At 35.2% G+C, this 25,581-nt stretch carries 23 protein-coding genes; 11 read left to right on the forward strand and 12 right to left on the reverse strand.

The window, feature by feature from the left end; translation table 11 throughout:
• Positions 1-11 precede the first annotated feature (11 nt).
• Positions 12-1,217 carry an MFS transporter gene (locus tag H9650_RS08285; protein WP_191696982.1) on the forward strand — a complete coding sequence of 402 codons (1,206 nt, stop codon included), beginning with the start codon at positions 12-14 and terminating at the stop codon, positions 1,215-1,217.
• On the opposite strand, the gene H9650_RS08290 is transcribed toward H9650_RS08285, so the two are convergent.
• A complete protein-coding gene (locus H9650_RS08290; RefSeq protein ID WP_191696983.1) occupies positions 1,214-1,951 on the reverse strand; it encodes a class I SAM-dependent methyltransferase in 738 nt (245 codons plus the stop codon). The genes H9650_RS08285 and H9650_RS08290 overlap by 4 nt on opposite strands.
• 123 nt (positions 1,952-2,074) lie before the next feature.
• Between H9650_RS08290 and H9650_RS08295 the strand changes: the two genes are divergently transcribed.
• The 4 genes from H9650_RS08295 to H9650_RS08310 all read left to right on the forward strand — a co-directional run bounded on the left by H9650_RS08295 (position 2,075) and on the right by H9650_RS08310 (position 5,411).
• Positions 2,075-2,761, forward strand: coding sequence for a TVP38/TMEM64 family protein (locus H9650_RS08295; protein WP_144540021.1), 687 nt, complete (start codon positions 2,075-2,077; stop codon positions 2,759-2,761).
• Positions 2,762-3,077: 316 nt separating this feature from the next.
• Positions 3,078-3,635 carry a class I SAM-dependent methyltransferase gene (locus H9650_RS08300; protein WP_144540023.1) on the forward strand — a complete coding sequence of 186 codons (558 nt, stop codon included), beginning with the start codon at positions 3,078-3,080 and terminating at the stop codon, positions 3,633-3,635.
• A gap of 34 nt (positions 3,636-3,669) precedes the next feature.
• Entirely contained in the window at positions 3,670-4,356 is a 687-nt protein-coding gene (locus H9650_RS08305; protein ID WP_151111467.1) for a response regulator transcription factor, read from the forward strand.
• Complete coding sequence (locus H9650_RS08310; RefSeq protein ID WP_144540028.1) at positions 4,353-5,411, forward strand: HAMP domain-containing sensor histidine kinase; 1,059 nt, start codon at positions 4,353-4,355, stop codon at positions 5,409-5,411. Before H9650_RS08305 ends, H9650_RS08310 begins: the two co-directional genes overlap by 4 nt.
• 338 nt (positions 5,412-5,749) lie before the next feature.
• On the opposite strand, the gene H9650_RS08315 is transcribed toward H9650_RS08310, so the two are convergent.
• Entirely contained in the window at positions 5,750-6,394 is a 645-nt protein-coding gene (locus H9650_RS08315) for an SMI1/KNR4 family protein (RefSeq protein WP_404814876.1), read from the reverse strand.
• A 63-nt stretch (positions 6,395-6,457) separates the two neighbouring features.
• Positions 6,458-7,573 carry a hypothetical protein gene (locus H9650_RS08320; protein WP_154311650.1) on the reverse strand — a complete coding sequence of 372 codons (1,116 nt, stop codon included), beginning with the start codon at positions 7,571-7,573 and terminating at the stop codon, positions 6,458-6,460.
• 205 nt (positions 7,574-7,778) lie between these two features.
• Between H9650_RS08320 and H9650_RS08325 the strand changes: the two genes are divergently transcribed.
• The gene (locus H9650_RS08325) at positions 7,779-8,516 is read left to right on the forward strand and encodes a metallophosphoesterase family protein (protein WP_191696985.1); all 738 of its coding nucleotides are present in this window, start codon (positions 7,779-7,781) and stop codon (positions 8,514-8,516) included.
• Between the two features lie 560 nt (positions 8,517-9,076).
• Positions 9,077-10,114 (forward strand): PTS transporter subunit IIC, encoded by a 1,038-nt coding sequence (locus H9650_RS08330; protein WP_191696986.1) that lies wholly within the window; start codon positions 9,077-9,079, stop codon positions 10,112-10,114.
• Positions 10,115-10,280: 166 nt separating this feature from the next.
• On the opposite strand, the gene H9650_RS08335 is transcribed toward H9650_RS08330, so the two are convergent.
• From H9650_RS08335 to H9650_RS08355, 5 genes are all read right to left on the reverse strand, one after another.
• A complete protein-coding gene (locus H9650_RS08335) occupies positions 10,281-13,403 on the reverse strand; it encodes a hypothetical protein (RefSeq protein ID WP_191696987.1) in 3,123 nt (1,040 codons plus the stop codon).
• Between the two features lie 5 nt (positions 13,404-13,408).
• Positions 13,409-14,830, reverse strand: coding sequence for a glycosyltransferase family 2 protein (locus H9650_RS08340; RefSeq protein ID WP_191696988.1), 1,422 nt, complete (start codon positions 14,828-14,830; stop codon positions 13,409-13,411).
• Positions 14,830-15,873: a HEAT repeat domain-containing protein gene (locus H9650_RS08345; RefSeq protein ID WP_154311657.1), complete on the reverse strand. Its 1,044-nt coding sequence runs from the start codon at positions 15,871-15,873 to the stop codon at positions 14,830-14,832. Before H9650_RS08345 ends, H9650_RS08340 begins: the two co-directional genes overlap by 1 nt.
• On the reverse strand, positions 15,870-16,742 hold the full coding sequence (locus H9650_RS08350) for a response regulator transcription factor (RefSeq protein WP_191696989.1): 873 nt from the start codon (positions 16,740-16,742) through the stop codon (positions 15,870-15,872). Before H9650_RS08350 ends, H9650_RS08345 begins: the two co-directional genes overlap by 4 nt.
• A 397-nt stretch (positions 16,743-17,139) precedes the next feature.
• Entirely contained in the window at positions 17,140-17,637 is a 498-nt protein-coding gene (locus H9650_RS08355; protein WP_154311660.1) for a flavin reductase family protein, read from the reverse strand.
• Positions 17,638-17,774: 137 nt separating this feature from the next.
• Here H9650_RS08355 and H9650_RS08360 point away from each other — a divergent pair, with 137 nt between their 5' ends.
• Positions 17,775-18,101, forward strand: coding sequence for a general stress protein (locus H9650_RS08360; protein ID WP_144538564.1), 327 nt, complete (start codon positions 17,775-17,777; stop codon positions 18,099-18,101).
• A gap of 23 nt (positions 18,102-18,124) precedes the next feature.
• On the opposite strand, the gene H9650_RS08365 is transcribed toward H9650_RS08360, so the two are convergent.
• Positions 18,125-19,279, reverse strand: a complete 1,155-nt coding sequence (locus tag H9650_RS08365) for an MFS transporter (RefSeq protein WP_154311662.1) — start codon at positions 19,277-19,279, stop codon at positions 18,125-18,127.
• A gap of 364 nt (positions 19,280-19,643) precedes the next feature.
• Here H9650_RS08365 and H9650_RS08370 point away from each other — a divergent pair, with 364 nt between their 5' ends.
• Positions 19,644-21,785, forward strand: a complete 2,142-nt coding sequence (locus H9650_RS08370; protein WP_191696990.1) for a type IA DNA topoisomerase — start codon at positions 19,644-19,646, stop codon at positions 21,783-21,785.
• A 160-nt stretch (positions 21,786-21,945) separates the two neighbouring features.
• On the opposite strand, the gene H9650_RS08375 is transcribed toward H9650_RS08370, so the two are convergent.
• From H9650_RS08375 to H9650_RS08380, 3 genes are read right to left on the reverse strand one after another with little or no spacing between them, the layout of a single operon-like run.
• Positions 21,946-22,992, reverse strand: a complete 1,047-nt coding sequence (locus H9650_RS08375) for a DmpA family aminopeptidase (RefSeq protein WP_154312357.1) — start codon at positions 22,990-22,992, stop codon at positions 21,946-21,948.
• A gap of 14 nt (positions 22,993-23,006) precedes the next feature.
• On the reverse strand, positions 23,007-23,330 hold the full coding sequence (locus H9650_RS20430) for a 5'-nucleotidase C-terminal domain-containing protein (protein WP_225215981.1): 324 nt from the start codon (positions 23,328-23,330) through the stop codon (positions 23,007-23,009).
• A 33-nt stretch (positions 23,331-23,363) separates the two neighbouring features.
• Positions 23,364-24,398: a bifunctional metallophosphatase/5'-nucleotidase gene (locus tag H9650_RS08380; protein WP_225215982.1), complete on the reverse strand. Its 1,035-nt coding sequence runs from the start codon at positions 24,396-24,398 to the stop codon at positions 23,364-23,366.
• A 136-nt stretch (positions 24,399-24,534) separates the two neighbouring features.
• On the opposite strand from H9650_RS08380, the gene H9650_RS08385 reads away from it, so the two are divergent.
• Positions 24,535-25,032: a TspO/MBR family protein gene (locus H9650_RS08385; protein ID WP_191696991.1), complete on the forward strand. Its 498-nt coding sequence runs from the start codon at positions 24,535-24,537 to the stop codon at positions 25,030-25,032.
• A gap of 97 nt (positions 25,033-25,129) precedes the next feature.
• Positions 25,130-25,570: a hypothetical protein gene (locus H9650_RS08390; protein WP_191696992.1), complete on the forward strand. Its 441-nt coding sequence runs from the start codon at positions 25,130-25,132 to the stop codon at positions 25,568-25,570.
• The last annotated feature ends 11 nt before the right edge of the window (positions 25,571-25,581 follow it).

Here is a 25,581-nt window from a genome sequence, read left to right on the forward strand (position 1 = left end):
GAGGAATATAAATGAGTAATCGAAAAACAAGAACACTCTATTTAGGTGTAGTGGGGCTTGCAAACATTGGAGGCTGGATTTATTTACTTGCCCTCAATTTAATTATTTTGGAGAAAACCGGGTCTGTATTAGCCGTTACTGGATTATATATAATTAAACCATTTGCTAGTATGTTAATAGGGCCTTGGGCTGGAAGTGTAATCGACCGAGTATCTACAAAGCATTTAATGATATTTTTAGATTTACTACGAGCCCTTCTTGTAGGGTCATTGCTCTTTGTCGATTCGCTATGGGCAATCTATGTGGCGGTTTTATTTATTCAAATGGCTGGTGCTATGTTTGAAACAAGCTCATTTACTTATATGACTTTATTGCTACCAGAAGAAGAGCGAAACAAATTTAATGCCCTGCTAAGCTTTGTTCATTCAGGTGCCTTTGTGACAGGTCCCTTCCTAGCTGGGATTCTATTTATGCTTGCCCCACTTGAGTTTTCTCTATTAGTAAATATTATTATTTTTATTTGCTGCGGCATATGGACTTCGTTCTTGCCCAATAGACTCAATGCTACAATAGAAGCAAAAAAACACCTCGATTTAAAAGAGGTGCGAGAAGATTGGTTATTAGTTTGGAAGTTCAGTAAAAAATCTTTACCCTTTTTCTTAATTTATATGACTTTCCAAGGAACAATGCTGTTGACTGCTGCATTAGACTCTACTGAAGTTGCATTTGCTAAAGAGGTTCTCTCCCTCACGGACGCTGCTTATGGCTCACTTGTAAGTATAGGAGGAGTAGGCTTTCTATTAGGCGCCATATGTACGAATCTATTAGTAAGATTTCTTTCACCTAAAGCTTTGATGAGCGTTGGGACACTTTTAGTAGCATCTGGATATTTTATTTATAGTATTTCTACTACCTATTTTGTTGCAAGTCTCGGATTTCTTATCTTGTCATTTTTTCTTTCAATAGCCAATACCGGTTATATGACGTTTATACAATCTCATATCGACTCTAATATGATGGGAAGAATCTCAAGCTTATATGAAATGGCTTCCAGCTTCGTTCAAATGATTGCAGTATTGCTTTTTGGTATATTCGCAGGCTGGATATCTGTCAAAGCTGTTGTTATTGGCGGCTCCTTGCTCATGCTCATCGTTTCATGCTATCTATTAACTGTTGTATGGAAGTTCTCTAACCAAAAGATAATAGATAATATTTAACCATTTTTTACGCAGGAAAAGGCTAATACAACAGGTATCCTTTGCCTTCTCTTAAATTCTTCCTCACTCGTGAAGTGCTCACGCTTAGGTGTACCTTCGCGTAATTCCAGGATAGTAAAGCCTTCTTCACGTAACGCTGTAAAGTATTGTTCAATTGTGCGGTGAAATTTCACCACAACATGATCAATCCAAGGTTCTTCTCTTTCACCATCTATAAAATAATTGTCCACAATCCAATTCTCACGTCTCTCTCCTGTTTGCTTGCTTAAAAAGGAAGAGGTCGTGAGAGGATGTTGGACACTAAACACTAATTTTCCATCATTCTTTAGACTCTTATGTATAGAGCGGAATAACTCATTTATATTAGACACATAATGTATAGCAAATCTCGAAGTAACTAAGTCAAACGAGTTCTCCGGGTAAGAATAGGATTCCATTGTATTCAAAATCACTTCTCCGTTTGTGTCTTTTAAATTTGTTGTCGCAACATCTGCCATTTTTCTGGATCCCTCAACACCTGTATACTTAGCTGCCCCATCTCGTAATAATTCCTTACCAAATAAACCATCACCACAGCCTAAATCTAATATGGACTTATTCTTAAGATTACCTACTAGCTCAAACATAACTGGTCCTTCAATTGCATTATTTGGACTATCCGGTCGACCTCTTCTATTTAAATAATTTGTAAAAAAATCTGCCTGATTATAAACATCGGACCCTTTATGTGACAATACAATAACCTCCCAATAATTTTAGTAAAATAGCGGTACATCAAAGTTTAGATAACGAGCAGAAAATGGTACGATGAGGGAATAAAATAAGGTTTATTTCAATTTAGAAAGAACAGGTGAGTTATGAAAAAGAAAAAAGTAAATCTCTCACAAAAACAATGGATACTAGTAGGCGGATTTCTATTCCTGTTATTCTTTTTCCTATTTAACCAAGACCTGATCAATATTCTCTTAAAAGGAGATGTAGATAAAGCAAAAGAATTTTTAGACAAAAACATTGGCTATGCCTTATTTTTCATGGGACTGGTCATGCTTATTCAAAATTCATTTACTGTATTTCCTCTAATCTTAGTTATAACGATTAATATTACTTTATTTGGTTTTATAAACGGATTTTTATGGAGCTGGTTTACTAGTGTTATTGCTTCCATCATTGTTTTTTATGGAGTTCGATACATTTTCCAAAGTATGATTATTCATAAGTTTAATACAAAAGTAATTGAAAAAGTAGACGTAAATGGATTTGCTTACGTTTTCCAAGCTAGACTGTTCCCTTTCGTTCCAACAAGCCTTGTGAATATATTAGGTGGGTTAAGCACTTTACGAATTCTTCCTTTTACCATCGCAACAACAATTGGTAATTTCATATACTTCTTTGTGCTTGCTCTAATCCCCGCTGGGATTTTGTCTGCAGATCTAGATGAATATTTGATTTTAGGCATTATATTTGTATCTATTGCTGTATATTACGTATTTAAGCACATAAAGCATAAACGAAAGCCACTTGCTGAGTCTGAAAATAGTGAGTAATCATACGCGCATAAGAAAAGCGCAATTTCTCTTGCAACATTGGGTCTCCTTATTACACATCTTCAAAAAACTTAAAAAGAGGATGGCTGTGACTAATATTCCGGCCACCCTCTTTTTTTAATGGCTCTGCTAAAGGTAAAGGTAGAAGTTGTTTTTCGTAAAATGGTAATATGACAAATTCTCTACATCTAATAAAACTAATCACTATGTACTTTAAAAATCTTAAGGATTCTTAAGTATTTTTCCTACTGTTTCTTTAGGTTTGAAATGTATTCTAAAGCCGTAGAAAATTCAAACCTATGGAGTGATAGTGTACATGAGAGCTTTCAGTTTTATTTTTCAATATTTATTAAACCCTAGGGAGATTGGTGCAGTCTTGCCAAGTTCAAATTATCTTGCGGAAAAAATGGTAGATAGTATTGATTTTCATAATGCAAAATACATCGTAGAATTGGGTCCGGGTACAGGAGTTTTTACAAATAAGATTATTAAAAGCAGAATTGAACATACGGTTGTTATGTTGATTGAGAGCAATAAAGAGTTTTGTATGTTATTAGAAGAAAGGTATAAGTACGAAAGGAATCTGATTATTATTCATGGTTCTGCTGAGGATATCAACAAGTATACAAAGGACTTTAATATCCCATATCTAGATTATGTAGTTTCTGGTCTTCCTTTTGCAAGTTTGCCAAAAAGTGTCTCAAGAGATATATTAATTAATACGAAAAATCTGTTAAGGAAAAATGGGATTTTTATTACTTTCCAATATACATTATTTAAGAAAGGACTTATTGGTCACTATTTTAAGCATATTAATATAACACGTGAGTATAGAAATATTCCCCCAGCATATGTATTCGGTTGTAGTAATTAATATATGGAGAATCTTATAGAAGGTGTGAATTGATTTGAATGGAAAGGTCTTAATTGTTGATGATGATCTAGAAATTAGAAATCTAATTTCCATCTATTTAGAAAATGAAGGGCTAGAAATAACCAAGGCGAGCGACGCCCTAGAAGCATTGGAATTATTGGAAGCCCATAATTATGATTTGATTATTTTGGATATTATGATGCCTAAAATGGATGGAATCGAGGCATGTTTGAAAATTAGGGAAGCACGTAATATGCCTATCATCATGCTATCAGCTAAATCCGAGGATATCGATAAAATTAAAGGGCTGGTTTCTGGTGCAGATGATTATCTAAGCAAACCGTTTAACCCATTAGAATTAATAGCCAGGGTCAAATCTCAACTCAGAAGGTATAAAAAATATAATATTGAAACAGAAAGTAATAAGAGTGTTATTAAAATTGTTGATTTAACGATAAATACAGATACTCGCCAAGTGTGGATTAAGAGTAGCGAAGTAAGGCTTACACCAAAAGAATTTGATATCCTTGAACTTCTCGCACGTAATAAGGGCATTGTCCTAAGCGTCGCGAAAATATATGAAGCTGTTTGGAAAGAGAATTACTTTAAATCTGATAACACTGTAATGGTTCATATTACAAAAATCAGATTCAAAATTGAAGATGATCCGAAAAATCCTATTTACATCAAAACCATTTGGGGAGTGGGGTATAAAATATGAGGAGTAAAAAGCTAAGCGTTCAACTCCTTACAGCAATAGCAATAAGCTTTTTTATCTCAGTCCCAATTGTTAGTAATATTTTACTATATGTCATGGATATTTTTTTCAAAAAACCTAATTTTATTGGTATAACTATATATTATTTTATTTGGATAACTACTGTTATCTTAACTTTTATTATAAGTCTTTTAGTAATGATTCGTAGAAAAATAAAATACCTTCAACATATTACAGATAGTGTTCAAACCATTGCAAATGGAAAACTGGGTACTACTATTGAAATTAAGGGAAATGATGAGTTAAGTCAACTTGCTAAAAATATCAACTATATGTCAAAAGAGTTGAAAAGTAAGTTCGAACATGAGAGGCAAATAGTGAGTGCAAAAAATGAACTGATTACAAATATTTCTCACGATTTGCGTACACCTTTAACTTCTATCATTGGATATGTAGATTTGTTGAGAAAAAAAGAATATAGAGATGACGAACAATTATATGATTATTTGGAAACCATTTATTCTAAATCACAAAATTTCAGCAAACTTATTAATGAACTATTTGAATACACCAAACTTACAAGTCCTGATCTAAAATTAAACTTTACTGAAGTTGAGTTAGGCGGATTATTAGAACAAATATTAGGAGAATACATGCCAATTTTAGAAAAGGAAGGTCTGGACATTCAAAAATCGATAACTGAAGAAGATATACACGTATCGATGGATATTGAAAAAATAGTGCGTGTCTATGATAATCTTCTAATGAATGTTATAAAATACAGCAAGAAACCCTCTATATTAAAAGTAGATCTTCATATAGTTGGCATAAAAGCTATTTTTACTATATCCAATCAAGTAGAGAACTTACCAGTACAAGACGTTAATAAATTATTTGAACGCTTTTATCGAGGAGATATGGCAAGGAAGGAAGATGGAGGGTCTGGTATTGGACTTGCCATATCTAAAAGGATTATAGAGCTTCATGGTGGAACAATTGATGCTAATTATAGAGAAGGTTGGTTAACCTTTACAATTGAAAATATCATTAAAGAATAATTTCTTATGGGAAACGGCGAACTGGATATTGTTGGAATTTTTAGTGGATTTATTAAAATGGAATGGTGAAAAGTTGATTTATGATGAAGAATTATAGTCTTAATACTATTCATAGCTAAATTTCCATATAGTTAAAATGGATTGTGAAAGAACGCACTTATACTAACGGTTGCCTTAGTAAAATAAAATGAGCTTGGAGATACATATCCCAGCTCATTTTTTATGCACATTTTTAAATCTAACTTTAATATAGCCTTTTTAATTTATTGGTTTTATCTATCCTTAACTAATCAATTAAGTTTTGTTGCAGTCCCTTTTTGACTATTTGAATGTAGTGTTTAATTTTTCTTCATGTACTCATATACATTTTTAGGCGGGATATTAAGTAAAGAAGAGATTTCAGTGATTTTCTTTCCAGCTGTTTTCATTTCTCTCACCTTGTACACCATTGCTTCTTCATGTTCTTCGGCAATAATGAACAATGGGTTTAATAATGACTCCCATATCTCATAATCAGAGAAATTATTTTTTGCTATTATTTTTGCTAATAGTGATTTTACATCATTTACCTTTATTGATTGCTTTCCTAATAATAATTCTTTTTCTTCAAGAAAACATTTTATTTCTTTTAGAATATTTATGAATGAATCCATTGAATTCGCAAGGAAACTATTAGTTCCCCAACTCCCTAATCCGTGCAACAATAATGACACTGGGTAACCTTCTTCATTTAAATCTATAATAATTGGATCACCACACAGCGATTCATAAGCAATAACAATCCAGTTATCATCCCAGGAACCCTCTTCACCGGTTATAAGAGAATTTCCATCTAAATCGAAACTATAGCCCACTTGATACTTGCCTAATTGTTCAAAAAAGAATACCTCAAAGTCTACATAGTCTTTAATTTTTTCATACTCTAAATTGATTTGCTTCAAGTTCCTTTCAATGTCTTCTTTTTGTTGAAAGGAATTAAACATTATATTATTCAAAGTAATAACATCCTATCATCATTTCGTTATATAAACGAAAGGGTTATCTTTTTAGATGGTTGAAATATACATACTCCAATACGCCTCTAGCTGTCTTTCTTGAAAAATGGTTAAGCTACTCATATTTAATATTTCTTCTTTTAAAACCTGAACTTTATCTTTTTGCTTTATATTATAAAAGTTTTTACCAAGTTCTACTCTTAATCGATTCTTTACAGATAAATTACCAAAGGGATCGAAATAAGAATCTATTCTCGATTTATCCTTCACCCCTGTGTAGGTAAAGCGTTGGTAGTAGTTTAACTCCTTCTCAAGCTCAATGTATCTTTTTATCGCCTCGGATTCCGTAATTGTTTCCTTTAATAGCTCTAATTTAGTCTCTATTAGCTTTACTTCACTTGTATAATCATGTTCTCTTAATATGTTTAAGTTTTCTTCAACCCACTTTACATCTACTCCATAGTCTGACTGCAAGCCTAAAATATTAAAGGAACAAATAGCAAACGCATCCTTTACCTCTATATGCTCTTTGATTTCCTCTACTGATGGGTAGCCAATTTTGGAAGGTTGGATAATTTCAACGGATGGATTGTTAAATAATATATTTTCTATATCGTTCTTGTGTAGGTGGTTAACAATGATTAATAATGTTTTACCTGCATTTTCTTTGGCTACGGCTTTAATACTCATTGCCTGCATATAAGTTCTATACTGAAATAGTCTTCTTGAAAAATCCTTTTCCCCTGATGATTTCGTTTGAATCCATTCATTCATCTGTTTAATGACTTCTTTTCTTTCGGAATAAAAGAAGTCTTCTTTTAAGTTAGGAAAAGATACAAATTTCTTAAAAGAGTTTTCTCCTCTGACAAATGCTGGTTGATCAATATCATTTATACCGAGTGCTAGTTGTTGATCATTTGGGGAGGCATTCCAATCAAAGGGAAAAACAGGTATTCCCCTTTGTCGCGAATACGGTAAAATAATTTCCTGCTGCTCATAAGTAAAATCCTGAAAGTCTAGTCGGGCAAATTTTTCAGGACTTCTTTCTATTCCTATTAAATCTGGCTTTACTCGATCAAAGAATGCACGATAAACGGCAGGTTGACATTCTCTTGAAACTAGCTGATATGCATGGCTTACTCCTAAAATTATCAATTTAGATTTCATATCACTTTATCCCCCCACCTTAGTTGCTAATCAGCGCTCTATATTTAAAAATTCTGTAAATTCGTTTATACTTATTTTAACATATTTTCTATATCCCTTTCGGTCAATTTATTTAATTCTTTTATGAATGCTAAATGCCCCCTAATCTCTATTTGATATAATAAAAAAGAAGGAAAAATTTATGTAAATATAGGAGATAGTAGCTATGAAAATTGCCATATTCACAGATATCCATGGAAATGGACTTGCACTGAAAGCCGCCTTAAAGGATATTGATGCAAGATCAGATATAGAAGAAATCTGGTGCTTGGGCGATATGATTGCAATGGGACCAGATACAAACGAAGTGCTAGATCTTTTATTTTCTCGACCAGATATCCGAATGATTACAGGTAATCATGATGAGGCTGTACTATCTCTCAAAATGGGAGAAGGTCATCCCGATAGCTATAAGCATACTCGCGAACATCATCATTGGATAGCTGACCAATTGAGCGATAGAAATGCAGACAGACTTAAGAATCTTCCACGTATTCTTGAAAAAAATATAAATGGAGTGCATATTCTCGGCATTCATTATCATATAGAAGAAAAAAAGAGAATCGCCAATATAAAGGATGAGCCCTTTTACACCATTTTAGATGCCACATTAGAAAACATGGAGAAAATGTTTAAATCATATCCAGCAGACATAATCTGTTTTGGACATCATCATCCTGAACATTTTTTCTCAAATGACAAGCAGATCTATTTAAATCCAGGAGCTCTCGGAGTATCAAAAGGAAGCACTGCTCCTTATGCAATTATTGACGTTTCAACTGGCAAAACAACTGTTACTATTCACCATGTAAATTATGATAAAAGAGAATTTCTGGAAAAATTTAAGTTGCTAGATGTTCCCCAAAGAGAAATACTTTTTAAATTATTTTATGTAGGAGAATAAGCGCTCATGTTACAAATTATATATTAAACACTAATCCCTTGAAGCAGTAAAGAGGCAGTGAGTTAATTCTTGTAATAATCCATAACTATAAGGATACCTTGTTCTGAATGAATTCCGTTTTGGTAAATATTAATTTAACTAAAGATGTTCTCTTTTATATCTGAGATTATATACAGTTTTCACTTGATATCAAAGAATTTTAGTTGTTCGGAGCAAAGGCGGCGACTCTTAGGGGACACGCGCGTGGGAGAGACTACAGGCTCGACTCGTACCCCCAGGAAAGCGTCCGCTGTAGCGGATAACAACGACTTAGTAGTAGAAAAGAGTCCCGGAAATTTACTTATAGTAAATTTTCCGGGACTCTTGAATTTCTAAGGTGGATTTTGTCCGAGCCTCATTTTATTTTAATTCATCTTTGATTATATCAATTAAATGTTAATTAATAGTATTTTAATGATACTCATTAATGCTTTTTCACTTTAAATCAGTAAAGTGTATTGACCCTATTCTGAATAGTTCTTATAATTAACAACAATCTGTAAGGATGGGAGACAGCGATAATGAAAGATTTTATAAGTAAATTACTTACTGGTATGAGTATTGGAATTGTGGTGGCCCTAATACCAAATGCATTGCTTGGCGAAATGCTAAAATTGTTAATTCCACACTTTCCTATTTTACAGCCAATATTCGATATAACTGTTTATCTAATGAGCATGCTTTCTATTTTAATTGGGGTGATGGTTGGAATGACCTTTAAGCTGACTCCTATTCAAACAGCTAGCGTCGGCTTAGCTGCTATGGTTGGAAGCGGGGCCATTACAAAAACAGCAGATGGTTTGTTTGCCTTAAGTGGTATAGGAGTGGTATTGAACACAGGTATAACAGCTGCATTAGCGGTATTATTTGTGAAATTTATCGGAGATAAGCTGAAAGCTTATGCGATTCTTTTAATCCCTACCTTAACTATTTTGTTTCCAGGTTTGATTGGTTACAATCTATTGCCGTTCATGAAAAAATCAACAGGCTTATTAGGTGATGGCATCGCTTATCTTACAACCTTACAACCAGTTGTTATGGGAGCAGTAATTGCAGTTGCATTTTGTCTTATCATTTTATCTCCTATATCAACTGTTGGTGTTGCAACTGTCATTATGCTATCTGGAATTGGCTCTGGGGCAGCTAATTTAGGGATTGTAGCCACAGGTGTCGGCCTAGCAATTGCTAGCTACAAAGCAAATAACCTAGGTACTGCACTTGCACACGTGCTTGGTTCTCCTAAAATACAAATGCGCAACTTTTTTATGAAGCCTAAAATTGTTTTTCCAATGATTATAACAGCTGCCATCCTTGGTGGATTAGCAGGGGCTTTAAATATACAAGGTACGCCGATGAGTGCCGGCTTTGGATTATCTGGTCTTATTGGTCCTTTAAATTACATAAATCTAGCTGAGGGTGGATGGAACCTAGAGAATACTGCAATTATGCTGAGTACTTTTCTGATTCTTCCTATTGCATTAAATATTGGGTTGATATATTTGTTTTCTCGTAAGCTGAAAATGATTAAAGCACAGGATTACAAGCTAGATTTTGAATAAGTGTACATACGAGGATTTTTTGTGTGTCTTAGTTAAAATTAAACTCGTATCAGCATCATACTATTTTTCAATCATAAAGAGCTATTCCTATTTGAACCAGACATCTACAAACGTTTATGACTAAAAAAATAAAAAGAGAGATAGCCATTATGCTATCTCCCTTTATTTATTTATAACTATCAAACAAGTCTTGGACTATATAATAGGATTTTTTTAAACGTTCCTCGTATTCAGGTAAATCCCAGTTATCCCATTTATAGCTTTTCAAATTCTGCAACTTGCCAGCTTCAATGGATGGCAACGTATCTTGAATACTGTCCTGCTTGTCCATGAATAAGGCTCCTATATATATTTCATCCACAAACTTGCTTGCCTCTATTCCGTCCTTATATAAATCACCAGTAAACTCTTTTTGACTTGGATCCTTTGCACGTATTAATAGCCAGGGGATTCTAAGCTCAATCTTACCGTCTGCTATATAATAGTCGGCCAAAGAATCATAATCGTCTGCTTCTGGGTCTCCATTACCTTTTTTCAGCTTACCAGCTTCATAGGCTTCAAAGGGAAGTGTAGTATTTTGTTGAGGCAAGTATAATTCCTTGTTCAAGGCATACTGCTCTACTACAAATTCACCGCTATCTAGTGAAGCGGTACTTGGCTTTGGCTTAAGTAAATTTAAAACATGACCATATTGATACGAGAAAAAATCATAATATTTATCGACCATCAGTCTAGATTCACTTTCCTTAAGATTTAGTATGAAATCTATACCGTTATTAAAAGAAAGATCGGCTATACCGTTAATCTTGGTGTTCCCTTGATCAGGAACGATATCCAAAAGGAAGATAGGATATCCATCATTTTTAGTCTCATAGTCAAGCCTTAGATAAAGGTACCTTTCGTCATGGTCCACATATAAAGAGTTGATGCTTCCATCTTCTTTTTTATATAGAGGCTCTACTTCCCACTCTTCCGTTTCTCCATCCACTTTTACCTTATGTCGGTCAAAACTTAACAAACCAAATTGTTGCTCATTTGTTTGAGCATTAGACCAATAAGGGCGTCTATCTGGATTATCATAGTCAACTGTATTCCAAGTTCGCTTAAACCATTCATCCTGCCAGGTAAAAACTAAACCACCTAGTAGATTCTCTGCCATGATATCTTCAAATAAGCGGCTAATTATTTTTCCCTGCTCGTCTTCAGAAAGGAATCCTTGATTCCACCCAAAGGGGTTTTTATGTGTTAGCCCCCTCGAACCGGGCACCCCAAATTCAGCGATTAAAACGGGGAGACGATGTGCCTCGTGCAATTCTTTTAAATATGCAGCATAGCTATTAAATTCTCCACGATGGTCAACAAAAGTTTGATAAGATTCTTCATAATTAAAGAAGTCCGGATAATAAGGATATACGTGATATGAAGCAAATTGGTTAGTTAGCTTCATTTCATTTTTAGTATAAATTACGTTTGGGTCCACCCCTACTAAGTCTTCCTGCTCAGCAGGTTCTGCAGGATGATCTAAAATATCTGTTGTCACCCAATTGGTAAAGCTCATAGGTCTAACCCAGTTATATCGTTCCTTTTCGTACTTAACGATAGTATCCATTTGCTCCGCTAGCCAATATTCAAATGGCTTTGCTCCCTGTGTTTCAAAATATGTACCGTTATATTCTCCTAAGGAGCTATACTTCTCGTTCGTATTTAACACCATATAGGGATACCACTCAATTCCAAGCACCCATCCGGCGATATACTCAGAAACGTCTGCATTATATACACCTGAAGCATGACCTGCCCTTTCCTTCACTGTTTTGTTTCCATGAATAACATCCACAATCGTCTTCATCTCTGTTTGAAAATCTTTTAAATTTTCTTCATCGAAGGCATCTAATGATTCCTCGAGCTTTTCCTCATTAATCCAGACCCCATGTAGCACATAGATTTTATTTTCATGTTCTTCATTATAGCTTTTTAGGGCATTGTAAAAGCCTGGTGGATGCAGTGTATAAACACGCACCATGTTTGCGTTCATTTCACCTATTTGTTCAAACCAGCGATAGTATTCTTCTTCAGTGATAGCAGCTTCACCTGGAAAGTAGCCTGGTTTTCCCATACCAATGTTTACTCCCTTGACTGTTAAAGGAGTCCACTTGTTATTCTCAAGCACTTCAAATGCCTCACCTTGAATTCTTGCGTTATAGCGTAAGTCAGTTTCCATTACGGTTTCCTCACTTGTATCGAAGTCTTCTAATATAACCTTCATCATAGGACAATATGTGGACCAATAAAAAGCATTTTCCGCAAATCTCTCTGCTAAGTTATAGATATGAGAAAGACCCTTCAGCTGATAAAAAGACGGTACCTTTGCAACATCATTAAAATCTCCTGCAAAATAATAACTGGAAGAATTCGAATGTGTTTTCTCCAAAACTGCTGCAAACTCTGTAGGTATAGAGTACTCCTCTAGTAAACTCTTACCAGCCTCTGTTAGATCCCATTGATAGTTAGCTAAAACCTTTGCACCCTCTTTGGGAAGGACAATGTCAAACCAATATTGGTAATCTGTACTTTGCTCTAGGTCAAACTTTGATTCCCCAGTCTCCGTAAAGGCTACTTGAATTCCTTTCTCCCCAAAATGTTTATCACTTTCTAAAACTAAAACTTCATTTTTGTCATTTACTAAAACAAAACCTCCGCCTTTATAGTTCCAACTTTCTACGGCGTCAATCATCCACTTAGGAATCTCTTCATTGCTTTTTGGGTCCAAATCTGCGAAGTATCGCCCTGTCCACCCAGTCCAATTGAGTCCTAGATAATTTTCTATACTCTCTCTAACTTTAGGCTCGGTAGGATATGCAAAAGTATTGAACTCGGCAATTAACAAGCTTTTTTCTTGATCATTTAGTCTTTCAAGAATATGATTCCATTCCTCTTGCTCAAGTCCTCCATACACCTTATTGCTACCCTCATAGACACCGTAAGTATCTGCCAAATAAATCACGTCATAATTTGAGTAATCTTTGGGTAATTGTCGTGTTTTCCCCTCTTTTTTGTTCGGTATATACCCATAGTAGTCTGATGTAGCATCATATTCATCGTTGCCATTTGAATATTTCAAATGATTCAATAGCCAAGTAAGCCCTAAATGCTCTCGATAAGACTCATCTGGTACCGTTTTATCTATGATAGCTATACTCATCTTATTAGCTGGCTCTATAAACCAAAGAATAATTGGTAGAAGTAAGATGAAGAGAATAATAACACAAACTAAATAAAATCGTTTCATCTCCACTATCCTTTCTGAGAAAGACCTTTACGCTGCATAGTTCCCCACACCTTTTTCCCTAGCATGAAATGGACAATTCCTTCACATCTCCAAAATAGAGTTAGTGGCTTGTACCAAAAAATTTCTGTGAGGGAGATAACAATTAACCGAAAGACATCTCTCACTTTTGGGAATGTATTTGTGCTCCATGCCTCCAATAATATCGATAATGCTGAAAAAATTGCCCCATAAACCACAAATAATAGGGAGAGTAAAATAGCAATTTCATAATAAATGTCTCCTAAAAAGAAGGCAAAGATAATATATACATATCCACCTAGCTCAATAATTGGCCCCAAGCATTCAACAATCCAGAAATAAGGAAAAGAAATCATACCAATCCCACCGTACTTTGGATTGAAGGTCATCTTTCTATGCTTCCATAGGCTTGTGATTAAACCTTGATGCCATCTTCTTCTTTGCTTTCTTAAAGTAGCTAAATCTTGTGGAGCCTCTGTCCAACAAACCGGATCTGGAACAAATTCTATACGTTTCTTAGAATTTCTTTCCTTTAATAGGCGATGTAGCTTAACAACCAATTCCATATCTTCTCCAATGTTATGCTTGGAATATCCTCCAGCCTCTATGACCCATTGCTTGGAGAAAACACTGAAGGCTCCGGATATAATTAGTACCAAATTAAATTTACTAAGAGCAATTCTTCCCATAAGAAAAGCTCTCAAATATTCAACTACTTGCATGACAACCAAGAAATTATCGGATAGGCCGGTTTTAAAAATAGATCCTAGTTGAATATCTGACCCATTAGCTATACGGATATTCCCTCCAGTCGCTATTACTTCGCCGTTAGACAAAATAATTGGCTTCATCACCCTCAACAGAGAGGTTTCTTCTAGTATAGAATCACCATCTATGGAGCAAAAATAAGGATACCTCGCTACATTGATGCCAGCATTTAACGCATCTGCCTTTCCCCCATTCTTCTTGTTTACTAACAGTAAATTAGGGTGAATATCGGATTGGTAAATATCTAGTATAGGTTCCGTAGTAAGCTGATCTCTTATAATTTTTTTTATCTTTTTCATTTTAAATTGTTCGATTACTTTCTGTTGTGTAGTGTCTGTAGAGCCATCATTGACTACTATTAGCTCTGTTTGTGGATAACGTAGGCTCAAGAGAGAATGTATACTATCAATTACACCCGCTTCTTCATTGTATGCGGGCACAATAATAGACACAGGCTTTGAATAGATGACATCAATATAATCATCGTCTAGTTCATCCTTGTCCAGCTTAGATTGCTTTCTTAGCTGGTGGAAGGCCATTAATAGCATAATACTGTAAGTTAAAATAACGATAAGCATATAAAATAATATTATTCCCGCAAAAAATAATAGAATATATTCAAGAATATTAGCTAAGCCCATTATGGTTTTTGTCCTTTCCCTAGTGCCTCATAGGCCATATCAATTGCGTATCGATCACTAGAATTTTCTATATACTCCTCCAAACTCTCTCTCCCATTTTTATCATTCATCATAGTTCTGGCAGCCTGTGATCGAACCCACCAGGACTCGTCCTCTAACAATATTTGTAAATGGGGTAACGTGTAGGATAGTGGTAATAGCTGAAAAAGCTTAGCAATCATTAATCTCTCCTCCCAAATAGGAGATTTCACAAACGGCAAATAAGTTTCCGGATTTATAATAACTCCAATTTCATAAATTGCCCTTAGGGACCTTATACGAATTTCTACATCCTCTTGCTTCAATTGCACTTCTAAATGAGGTAAATACTCAATATCTCTTTTAAGTCCCATCGTTTCAATTAAGGAGTAGCGACAAGTCTTAGGTAAATCACCTATTTTATCCGTTAAGTTGTCTATTAGCTCTGGTGTGAGATTTAAAAGAAGCTTTTTATACTCATATTCTGATAGAGGAACAGTACTGACTAACATATGTTGTAAAAATAATTTCTTATTAAAAAGCGAATATATCTTTAAAAGCTGAAAGTATTCTTCTCTTGAAATTCTTTTTCTACCTAGCTTTTCACAATCCTTTTGAAGAGAACTAATCCTAAAATCCTCTATACGAAACATAGCGTTCATTCGCTTGCTCCAACTCTTACTATGCAAAAGAACGCTATAGTAATCCTTTAGGTATCTATTGGAAAATTCACTGATTTTATCTTGTATAGATTCGTTAGAGAGATTTTTTAAATATGTAGCAAAAATTTCTTCTATGCCCATTATCTCTTCTCTACTGCGAGGAATGAGATACTTGTTAAAAGGTATCCCGTCTATTAAAAAGCGATGCCAATCCCCTTCATAGTCGTGAACATAAGACTCAATTTTCCCATTAACTTTTACTTCTCTTATTCTCTTAAAAATTAAATATAATCCAATTGATATTAATATCAGGGTTAATAGAAAGATAAGCAGAAGGACAAACTTAATCGATATCTGAATCATAGCCATAGCCTTTCAAAGGTTCTTTTAATTTGTGCTTCAAATAACCTAAGATTAAAAGGTTTTATTAAATACTCATCTACCCCTATTTCATAGGCATAGAGCATGTCCTCCTCGGTTTTTTTCTTAGTCATCATGAAGGTTATAAAACGCTGACTATTAGGGAGCTGTTTAACCGTATGTAAAACTTCCAAGCCATTTTTTCTCGGTAAAATATCATTCATAATAATAATGTGCGTATGACTAGTAAAATACCAATCAGATTTTAAAAACTCATAGCCATCGGAAAATGCTTTAATCTCTAATTCGAAATAGTCCACATTCATCTTTTCCAACGATGAGCTAAGTACTCTACGGAATATCTCATTTTCCTCTAATATACTTATCTTAATTTTTTCCATATCTTTTTCTTTAAAATCCTGTATGTAATTAACTTCAAAGGAGCCACCGCGATTAATTACTTCCTTTAGAGCCCCTACTCCAACCTCTAACAGTTTTTCAAAATCTGCACGATTGTTTCCTATCTCTACAACACTTGCATAGAGAGTTGAGGTTGACACTATTTTTGAATCTTTAAATAATCTGTTAAGAAATGCTTGCGCTTCTTCTTCACCACTTTGAGATAGTATAATACACCAGTTGTTTGGCTCTATTAACTCAAAAAGAAAATCCGTTTGTCTAATCTTGCTGCCTAAATATGAAGTTAAATCATCTTGCTGAAATATTTCTTCCTTAAAAGCAGCCGATAAAAAAACTGCAGTAATAGTTGTGCGAGAGCGGACGACATTAGCTTTTAATACATTAAAGAATTCTTTAATTTGAGTAAAATTTTGTTGAGACCCAGCTTCACTCCTATTTTTAGTTAAGCTCATTCCTTCACCTCTTTTAGAAATATTATCCATTAATTAATTTTTATTTACAAATAATATAATTTTACCATTTATATACCCATTTTATTGAAGAATAGACAATTTTAAATTTTCTTTTATATGTATCCCTTACATAGTTCCTACACGTAGTAAAAAATCGTCGATTTCCGTTTCAAGTACTACGTTTTCGCGAGCACCATGGCCTCAGCCTTCAATCCAATCGACTAATATTGAACAACCCTACGAGGAATTAAACTTGTTCATGCAAGCAATTCGAAACGTGCTCGTAGGGACGATTCATAAAAAAAATTTAAAAACAAAAAATACCCAGAGAGGCGAAACTCTCCGGGTATTTTACTTTTTGAAGAATAGTCTGCTGACTGCTTTATCTATTTATAACTTATTGATAAAAATCTTTAGGTATTGCTCCTATTGTACGACGATGATAAAGTAATGGATTCTTTTCCTCATTTTTTATATCCACAACTTTACCTATTAATATAGTGTGATCTCCTGCATCCACCTGCTTAAATAAGGTACATTGTAAAACAGATTGACTATTTGTTAAAATGGGCAGATTTAACTCAGATTCACTCCAATCACATCCTGAGAAACGGTCCTCTATTCGACTAGCGAATAAATTACATAATTCACTTTGATCATCAGCTAATATATTTACTGCAAATTTATCTACCTTTAAAAATTCTTCATATGAAAAAACTCTTTTATCAATGGACCATAATATAAGTAATGGATCCAGAGAAACAGATGCAAATGAGTTAACCGTCATCCCCATTGGCTTGCCTTGCTGATTTAAAGCAGTGACCACCGTGACTCCTGTTGGATAGTTCCCCATAGCTGCTTTGAAATTTTCTATTTGTTTAGATTCATTTTCCATCTGGCAACTTCCATTCTTTTTTCTTTCATCATATCAAATGACCTATATTCTTTCACATAATAAGTTTTATCTTTTGTTTAAATTTTGTTCTTACGGGTAAAGTATCTATGTAGAACAAACAACTGGAGGGATTTTATATGACAGTCAAATTAACCGTAGAAAATGCCGTACAGGCTAAGCAAGAAATCGAGCGATTAGAAACTCAAGGATACCATAAAGACCATATCCACATTTTCGCTCATTCAAAAGAACGTGCAGATGATGTAAATGATGCATTAGATACATCTGATGTTGGTATGAAGGAAATGGGATTCCTACAATCCATGAAAAATATGTTCACTTCACGTGGAGATGAATTAAGAGCAAAAATGAGCGGAGCAGGCTTAACTACTCAAGAGGCAGAGGCTGCTGAGAGAGAACTAGATGAAGGTAAGCTAGTTATTGTCGCTCACGACCCTAAATAAGAATAAACAAAAACAGCCCATTGTTAAACAATGGGCTGTTTTTTTGTCTTACGAAGCCGCACCAAGGTTACAAGTAATATGTACAGTGTGGGGGCTAAAGTAGTTAGTATTACAAGTCCTCTCCATCCTAATTGTTCCCATATCGGTCCAAGTAAAGTACTCCCGGCTCCTACTCCTATATAGTAGGACACGAGGTATAGACTAGAGGCACTTCCTTTATGATGATTTGCCTCCCTGCTAACTGAAGAGGCCGCTAAAGAATGGGCTGTAAAAAAGCCTAAACACGCCACACATAAACCAACCACAATTATCCAAACGGAGCTACTCATTGTAAATAGTACACCTACACTTAATACAAAAACTCCTGTTATTAGTACCTTTCTTTGACCAATTTTGCTCGCAAGCCAGCTTGCGAGGGGAGAACCAATTACTCCAAGGCCATAAGCGAAGAACAAATTAGAAACAGCATCAATGGAAAGTAAAAAAGGTTCTTCAGTAAGATGGAATGGGATATATGTCCAAATCCCAGTAAAAGATAATTGAAGTACAATTCCTAAGCCGAACATCAAAAGTAAGGATGGATTTTTTAAATGATAAGTAAAACCTTCAAAGTCTTCCCTAAAGCTAGCTTCTTGAGGCTGAAAGTTCCTAGATTTAGGTAAAGCAAACAAGACTAAAATAAACACAAACACACCACTGGCCGCTAAAATATAGAAAGCTATTTCCCAAGAGAAATGCTCAGTTGCATAGCCTGTAACTACTCTACCTATCATTCCTCCTAAAGCATTGCAGGAAATATATAAGGCAGTGGCTACGCTTATAAATTTCTTATTTATTTCCTCACTTATATAGGCAAGAGCCGTAGAAGGTACACCTGCCAATAAAAAACCTTGAACAAATCGTAAAAAGATAATCCAACCAAAGCTCTCTGTTAGAGGCATGAGAATAAAAGGTAGGAGTGATCCAACAAGGGATATTTTCACAAAGATAGTTCTTCCTATTCGATCTGAGAAAAAACCTAAAACAACTAACCCTATAATTAGACCACATGTAGTTAAAGACATCGCCATACTTGAGTATGAGACCTTAACATTAAACTCCTCCGTAAACATTGGAAGTATTGGCTGTACCGAATACATAGCACCAAAGATAAACATGGATGCAAACCCCAGGCTCATTACTATTCTCCAAAATTGAAAATCTCTAATAGAATATCCTTTAAAATTTCTTGAGTCACTCAATATTATCCCATTCTTTCAGGAAGCCACATGCCACTCACTACAAGAGATTTACTCCTATAGGTGGTGTGATCATACCTAGCTCCGTATTTAATTGTCATAATTATAGCAAAACTCATAAGATTTATCCTAAAGAATATAAGTTTTGGTAAATAAAATAGGGAAAGTATTGGGTTTTTAGAAATAGCTCTAGTAGTTTAAATAACGAGTTTAGTACGGTAACTTATATATTTTCCCTTGAGTCCTTTGTGTTTTAAGTCCGTTTGTTGCACAATAAACATATGAATCTTGAAGAGGTGAAATCATGAAACCAGTAATACTTGCTGAAAAACCAAGTCAAGCTAAAGCCTATGCAGATGCTTTTTCAGTTAAGCGTCATGAAGGCTATATTGAAATCTTACCCTCACCTATCTTTCCTGAAGGAGCTTTTATCACTTGGGGAATCGGACATTTAGTAGAATTGAAGGAACCTAAGGCATACGATCCCAAATGGAATAGATGGTCACTTGCAAGCCTGCCCATATTGCCTGAGCGCTATGAATTTCAAGTGGCTAAAGGAAAATCCAAGCAATTTACAATCGTTAAAAAATTGATTAAATCTACCGACACGGTTATTAACGCCTGTGACGTTGATCGCGAAGGATCTAATATCTTCTATAGTATTTATAACCAAACAGGTGCAAGAGGAAAAAATATTAAACGTTTATGGATTAACTCTTTAGAAATAGATGAAGTGCGAAAAGGATTCGCCAATCTACAGAACAACCAAAAGGATTTACTAATGTATGAGGAGGCAAGAGCTCGACAAATCAGTGATTGGCTTGTCGGTATGAATGCATCTCGCCTATATTCTCTCTTATTGAAAGAACAAGGGATTCAAGATGTATTTCCAATCGGCCGAGTTCAATCGCCTACACTATATTTAATCTATCAGCGTCATATGGAAATTGAAAACTTTGTATCAGAGCCGTTTTATGAGATAGAAGCCGTTTTTACAGCTGAGCATGGAAGCTATAAGGGAAAGACAAAAGCAAAGGAGCCAAAAAGAGAAATTATTCAAGCTCTTTTAGCAAAGCACGGCATTCAACCTAATTCGCCAGGCATAGTTACTTCTGTAGTGACGCAAGATAAGCGAATTCCGCCTCCACAGCTTCATTCGTTATCGACTTTGCAGGCTACAGCTAATAGATTATGGAAAATTAGCCCTGCTAATGTATTAAAAACAATGCAAGGACTCTATGAAAAAAAACTAGTAACGTATCCTAGAACTGATTCTCGCCATATCACGCCCAATGAGTTTGCTTATATAGTTGGGCAAGTAGAAGATTATCAAAGACTCATCAATCAACCGTTTCCTATAGCCTCCCGTTCTCCGAAAAAACGCTATGTAGATAGCTCTAAGGTACAGGAGCATTATGCGATTATTCCAACCAAAAAGATTCCTTCTCCATCGGTTCTTGCCAAGCTTTCACCGATGGAGCGAAATCTTTATGAAGAGATTGTTCGAACAACTCTAGGTATGTTTCATACTGACTATCTTTATACGGAAACTAAGGTAACAACCGATGTAAATGGACTGCTTTTCTTTACAACTGGAAAAACTGAGGTCGACAAAGGCTGGAAAGCTCTTTTTGTTCGTTCTTCTAATGAAAAAGAAAAAGAAGAACCCACTCTCCCTCCTTTAACTGAGAACGAGCAGGTTTCAAGCAAAATTGAAATTAAAGAAGGAAAGACCACGCCTCCCAAACCATACACGGAAGGTCAGTTAATAGCGATGATGAAAACCTGTGGTAAACTTATAGAGGACAAGGGTGAAATCGAAATTCTAAAGGAAGTAGAAGGATTAGGTACCGAGGCTACTCGTAGCGGAATTATAGAGACCCTAAAAAAACATAGCTATATACAGGTAACTAAAAATATTGTTTCAATAACAGATAAAGGTCGCGTCCTATGTCAAGCGATCGAAGGCAATCTACTCTCTAGTCCTTCTATGACTGCAAAATGGGAAAACTATCTTCGTAAAATAGGGAATGGAGAAGGCTCTCAGGACCGTTTTCTTGGAAGCATTGCAAAGTTTATTTATAGCCTAATTAATGAAACACCAAGTCAGTTAAAAAATAAAAATATTACTATAAAGCTTCCTCCTAGGGAGCCAAGCTCAAAGTATGCGAGGTTTAAACTGGAACCTATCGCTCCATGTCCTAGATGTGGACAAGGTTCTATTGTAGCCCGTAAGAATTTTTATGGGTGTACTAATTATAAAAATGGATGCACACAGACATTCAATGGCTTCTTCTTAAAGAAAAAGATAACCCCAAGTCAGATAAAGCTTCTTTGCACAAAGGGTATGACAAATATTATTAAAGGTTTTGAAGCAGAAAATGGGCAAAAATTTGATGCAAAGCTTGCTCTAGAAGAAGGCAAAGTAAAGTTAGAATTTAAGTGATTTTCTTTTAAAGTGGAATGGTAGGATATACTTAAAAATCCCAAAAACACTACCATCAGTAATTCCTAAATCTAGCATTTATTGCTAATACTTTCTCGTGTAAAAAAACAGAGGTTGCCAATTTGTAATTGAATTGGCAGCCTTTTAATTTAATAATCTTCTAATCGAAAGGATATGCATAGACTGTTTCACCCTGACGGCCTTTAGTTGTAACAGCCTGAGATAAAGAGTTTATAATGGCTTCCTCCGTCGCTTCTGATGCTGCTTGAAAGAGGTCATTCATAACAGCATGGTCATCTCTCAGCATATACCTTGTTTCAACACTGATTTCAGAGACATGAGGAATTTTATGAGCGGTAGAAAAAGCAATGACAATGTCACCACTTCCGTTGCTAAAATGACTGCCTGTTCTTCCTAAACCAATACCACAACGCTTTGCAACTCGCTTAAGCTGATTGCTGCCAAGCGGTGCATCAGTTGCTAACACGATTATTATTGAACCATCTGCAGGCGTTGGATAGGCTGGTACAGAATTCTCTTCTGTTGCCTTGTAACGCTCCGCTTGAAATTCTTCTTTCTGACCGAAATTACTTAAGACCATGCATCCAATCGTATAGGCAGTATCACTGGATGTATCATAAACTACCCTAGATGATGATCCTATTCCGCCCTTATATCCAAAACAAATCATTCCCTTACCAGCCCCGACAGCGCCTTCTTCAGCAGCTTCCATCTTAGCATTTTGGATTGCCTCTACTGCATGCTTTGGTTCCACTGGAAGCTCACGAATAGAGTTTAATCTTCCGTCGTTACATTCTCCAACGACAATATTAATAGTTCCGGTAGATACTCCAATATCAGGATTTGCTTTTAACATATACATTAATGCACCTTGAGTAACGGCTGGTACACCAAAAGTATTAGTTAGCATAATAGGTGCTTCGATTACACCTAACTCATCTACTTGTACCAAGCCGGTTGTTTTGCCAAATCCATTTAATATGTAGCTAGCAGCGACTACCTTATGATGAAACAAATTATCGTCATGAGGCAGTATAGCTGTAACACCGGTACATGCATACTTTTCCTCTCCAAATTCGTGCTCGAGCGTTGTATGGCCCACTTTGACTCCAGCCACATCTGTAATGCAATTCTTCTGCCCCACAGGAAGATTTCCTATTGTGACACCACGTTGTCGTATTTTCATCGGCTTCATACCATCTATCCCCTTATATTAGCTAGTTCCTTCCATCTATTTTGATGTGCAGAATCAACAAAATCAGATTTCTCTCCATATATTTCAATAATATCCTTAATTTCTTCTGCCCAATATTGTTCGTTCCGATTATTGGCAAGACTAGGGTAACCAGAGCCTCTTTGTAAATAATCCGAGCTTGCGACTAAATACCATTTTTCATCTTCAAGTGGAATCTCATTTAAATAGATAGTTTTAATATGTTTTCCATCGTGCACGATTTCTAGTCCAGAGACATGTAATCCCCCTACAAATCTTCCTCTAAATCCCGGTCCACGTCCTTCAGCCAAACAAATCTGAGCATCTAGGGATGATTCAAGGGCTTACTTTAAATTCTTCCCTTGAATCTCAAAAAGAGTAGGGTTCAACGGAGACGGACATACTTCAATTAGTTTTTTTCTAGACATCTCACGGAAAATACCAGCGTTACAAATACCGCTGTTGATAAGGCCAATATCCGCCTTAAGCAAATCCTTCAGGCCATCAGCTATTAAATTACTAATAGGATTTTCCTCCACTACATCATGCCATAGAGGAAGGGCTAAAGAATATAGTGGCTGACTTAATGTGTTAATTGCTTTATCTTTATTTACCTTTAAGATTGAAACAATTTGTGGATCCTCTTGTATTTCCTTAGTTGATATTGTCTGAGAGTTAATAAGCTGAACCTTTCCATCCGACACTTCTATTTCGACTATTCCTAAATATTCCCCATAGTTTCCGGCACTGTTCATAATTGTTTCATTAATAAACTTTGCCTCGTTGAATAGTTTATGATCATGAGCCGAAATGATAATATCAATTTCCTCTATTTCATTTGCTAATGGTTCGTCAGCAAAAGTGCCAACATGACTAAGCAAGATACATACATCATATTTACCTTTGTTTCTATGAATTTCTTCCTTAATGGCAACAGTATAATCAGTCATGTGAAGGCCTAGCCCCTCATTAAACACGCCCATATCTGGAGAAGAACCTGTAATTAGAAGACGTAATCCATTTTTCTCTAGAAGAGTACTCTTACAAACACCTTTAATAGCTGTTTTGTCTTTTTTCATTAAATTATTACTAATAAAAGGAATGGTACTTTTGCTAGCCATATGCTCTAATGTATCTACCCCATTGAACATTTCGTTGTTACCAATTGTAATCGCATCGTAGCCTGCAGCTTCTAGCAATTCAATTGCAGCAATCCCTTTTGTTCCCTGCAATTCAATACTTTTAAAGTCTGCAAAATCTCCCCCGTCTAACACAATGGTATCAGCGTCACGATGCTCTCGAATTAAAGAAACTATTTTTTTATAATTGTCGAAGTGACTATGTAAATCATTCGTATGTAATATTTTTAATCTTGTCATGAACTTCAGCCCCCTAATTATTTTCTAATCATACCATATTCTAACAATTCTATTAACTTAATAATTTTAAAAAATATAAGCGTATTCCCCTAAAAACAGGGAATAATATTACTAATATTATTAAGGAGGTAACCAAATGGAATTATTAAAAATAAACGGAGAGTTAGACAAGAAAAAACTAGCAATTAGTATTCTAGTACCCATCATCGCAGGTTCGGTTACTGGCTGGTTAGCAAATAGAAATGCACAAAAGAAGTATAAAAAATTAAAGCAGCCTTCCTTTGCTCCCCCCGCTCCTGTCTTCCCTATTGTGTGGACTTCTTTATACGCAATTATGGGATTAGCTAAATATCGTGCCGTCCAAAAAGTTGAGCAGGAGGATTCCGATTCTCCCACCATTCCCTTCTATGACTTACAGTTAGGTTTAAATTTCCTATGGTCTTTCTTATTTTTCCGTTGGGGTCTCAGAGGAACAGCTCTTATAGAAATGACCATTCTGTTAGGTGCAATCGCTATGACAGCATACGAATTTCAGAAGAAAGATACTACTGCAGGTGCTCTGATGATTCCATACATCAGTTGGGTGACGTTTGCTTTAGGCTTAAATTACTCTGTGTGGAAACTAAATAAATAAAACCAAAACACCAGATGTCTAAAATAATCTGGTGTTTTTATGTCCTGTTGATTTGATATACTTAATAGAATAAAAAGACAAACATAGGAGTGAGACAATGGAAAATTTTAAGTTAACCATGAAGGAAGCCGTCCTATTGGAAGTTTTACGAAGCAATGGTGTATCAAACAAGGAACTAATAGATAATTTAGAAAGCCATTCATGGGAGGATCTCTACTCTAATGAATATCAAACACTATTAAACGTGTATGTACAAAACAAACCTCAATTTAAAGAGTTATTAGAAAATGGGTACTCCGTAAAATTTATTACCATTAACGGATTGAAAAACTTACTAAAGATGAAATTTGAAAAAATAGAAGACCAAGATTATAAGATTAATAATCATACTATAGAATTATTAGAACTCAACCCCCAGCAGCTAAGTACCTTAAGACAACTTCTTTCTATCAACTGGGTTGTAGAGGAATATGAGCGTGAAGCATTAGACCCTGCCTCGTCTATAGTAAAAATCTATCCTATTGTAGTATTCCAATAATTAATTACAAA

This window comes from Psychrobacillus faecigallinarum (genome assembly GCF_014836595.1).
In the GTDB taxonomy this organism is placed as follows: domain Bacteria; phylum Bacillota; class Bacilli; order Bacillales_A; family Planococcaceae; genus Psychrobacillus; species Psychrobacillus faecigallinarum.